This window comes from Mycolicibacterium vinylchloridicum (assembly GCF_013404075.1).
Lineage (GTDB): Bacteria > Actinomycetota > Actinomycetes > Mycobacteriales > Mycobacteriaceae > Mycobacterium > Mycobacterium vinylchloridicum.
This window is the reverse complement of sequence record NZ_JACBJQ010000148.1, coordinates 1-2594: the sequence shown is the minus strand read 5'-3', so window position 1 is coordinate 2594 and position 2594 is coordinate 1. Positions and strand designations below refer to the sequence as shown.

Genomic DNA, 2594 nt, shown 5'->3' with positions numbered 1-2594 from the left:
GATCGGCTTACCCGTCTCAAGCACGATCCGCACAGCGCCCTCACGGAACTCCCGGTCGTACTTCTTCCGTTTCTCTGACATCGCTACTCCTTATAGCCGATGCCTCCACGGTCTCGGGGGAAGGCCATCCAGATGCTGCGGATGCTGCGCTCGTCGTGGAAGACATCGTTGGTGGTGGCCCACTCGCCGTTGGACGTGGCGACGAAAGTTCCGTTCAGCGCCCATTTGTCGTTGGCGCCGGCGGTCGCGGGGTTCACCACACCGACGACCCCGGCAGCGGTCAGCGCCGCAACGCCGATCAGCACCCGTGGCGTAGTACGCATTAGGTCTCTCCCCTCACCTGTGGTCATGTCGTGGGCAGCAGATCCTTCCACGACTGCTGGCCACCGGACTGCGCTAGATCGCTCTGGCGGAACACGTGTCCATTCGGCGTGGCATACTGCCCCGTCGCCGGATCGTAAGTGGCGATCGCCACCGACGGGCCCCCCGGCGTGCCGGGAGTGAAGGCGCTCGGCGCGACTCCCGGTGCACCACCGGTATCGGTCGGCGCGATGCTCGGCGCACCGACCGGACCGGTGAATCCCGCCTGCGGGGGTATCGGAGCAGCCGGCGGCGCCGGCACCGGCCCCGTCGGCATCGGGGTGCCCTGAAGCGGCCCGTAGATGTTCTCTCCGAGCGTGACCCGATCGTCGGGCGGGATGCCCTGCGCGATCAGATTCGGGTCGATCGGGTACGGACCGGTTGCGTGCTGCCGCATGGCCAGCGGCTCGTACGGCTTGTCGCTGTCGCAGATCTCCACCGTCGGCGCTCGCTTGCCAGGCTCTCCCTGGCATGGATAGTTGCGCGCACCGCGGACGGCGATGGGCGAATCCTGCGGCAGCTTGCAGTACAGCCCGTCCGGGGTGTCCGCGTCACTGGTGTCCTCCGGTGAGCGCCACTGGCTCGGCGGCAGGAAGCCCACGGTGCAGGCCGGCGGATCGCTGATGGTCAGCGTGAAGTCACCGAGCGTCATGCCGGTCGGATTGTTCAGCGGCGAGCCGACCGCCTGGATCGAGCCGATGTACGGCGGCAACAGGACAAGCAACTGTTCGAGGCTCCTGTTGTAGGTCACACCCACCTGACCCACGGTCGTGAGGCTGGCCAGCAGCACCGGCAGGGTCGGTTTGACTTGATTCAGCAGCGCTGTGGCTTCGTCCGCCGCACCGGGACCGTTGGCCAGGATGCTGCGCCACTGTGGGTCGTTGGTGTCGAGTTGACTGGTGATCCCAGCCAGGCTCTGCGCCCAGGTGCGGATCGCGTCGGTGGAGGCCACCTGGCCGTCGAGCAGCGGTCGGCTGTCCTCCACCAGCGTCCGGGTTTGATCGGCCGTGGCGCTGAAGTCCGCGGCAAGCTTCGACGCGGAGTCATTCAGCGTAGTGAGGTCGTCACCCGCACCGTTGAGCCCCTTGTAGGCGTTGCTCAGCAGCTCGGTCAGGCGGTCGGTGGGGATGCTTTTGAGCAGAGCGTTGGTCTGGTCCAACATCGGCCCGATGGCCTGCGGGAGGACCGCGTTCTTGGCCGGAATCACCGCACCGTCCTGCAGGTACGGTCCGGAATCGGTGCGCGGAACCAGATCCACGTACTGCTCACCGACCGCCGACACGCTGAGCACCCGTGCCTGCAGGTCAGCAGGCACCTTCGGATTGCTTTCCAATGACAGGGTGGCCACCGCGCCCGTGCGGGTCGGCACCACCTCGGTCACCTTGCCGAGCTGGACACCGCGATAGGTGACGTTCGAGAACTGGTAGAGCCCACCGGTTCTGGGCAGCTCGAGCTTGACCGTGATCCTGCCGATGCCGAGCAGGGTCGCCGCCTGCATGTAGACCACGACCATCACGGCGATACCGACCACCGACGCGATCGTGAAGATGATCAGCTGATTTCGGACGAAACGCGTCAGCATCAGTTACCCCCGTCGGATGGCATGGCCTGCGGGGCGGGCCCAGGCAGTGGACCGGCGCCCGTTCCCGGCGCGGGTTGAGTCGCATTGGTGAGCGACGCCCGCCCGGGTACCGGCGCTGGACCGGGACCGAACTCCTGCGACAGATCGGCCACCTGCGTCGGTGGTGGCGCAGGGCTGAACGGCGCATTGAGCGGATCGTAGGTGTATGTCGCGTACCACGGATCACCGGGCGCCGGAACGAGTTTGGCATTCTCGTCGCCCCAGCGCGTACCGAGCATGAGTGTCTTCTTCAACCGCGGAACGGTGAAGTCGAAGATGATGAATTGATTGAGGTAGTCGCCGCGGATGGCGCGGTCGATCACCTGCTGGGTATAGGGGAACGTGGGCAAGTAGGCCAGCGCAGTGTCCAGTTTGGGACCGACGTCGGCCAGCGCCTTGAGCGTGGGCTCGAGGTTCTGCAGGTTCTTGACCAGATCGGTCTTGGTGTCGTCGATCAGGCCGGTGGCCAGATTCGAGAAATCGCGGTGTGGTTCCCCCGAAATCGTGGAGGGTTTCCTATGCCGCTTCGGGCTTGGTCTTGGATTCCCTGATCTCGTAGTTGACGGGCGATAGCCCGTCGGCGGCACTGTGGCGGCGTTGGTGATTGTAGAAG

2 protein-coding genes and 1 pseudogene are annotated in these 2594 nt (G+C 65.7%); all 3 read right to left on the bottom strand.

Features of this window, described 5'->3' with window-relative positions; genetic code table 11:
- Positions 1 to 83 precede the first annotated feature (83 nt).
- Positions 84 to 323 (bottom strand): hypothetical protein, encoded by a 240-nt coding sequence (locus tag HPC46_RS34135; protein WP_233717040.1) that lies wholly within the window; start codon positions 321 to 323, stop codon positions 84 to 86.
- Between the two features lie 23 nt (positions 324 to 346).
- Entirely contained in the window at positions 347 to 1942 is a 1596-nt protein-coding gene (locus HPC46_RS34130; protein ID WP_179476401.1) for an MCE family protein, read from the bottom strand.
- Positions 1942 to 2594: pseudogene (locus HPC46_RS34125) on the bottom strand (hypothetical protein); the annotation flags it as partial. The gene HPC46_RS34130 and the pseudogene HPC46_RS34125, both read right to left, overlap by 1 nt.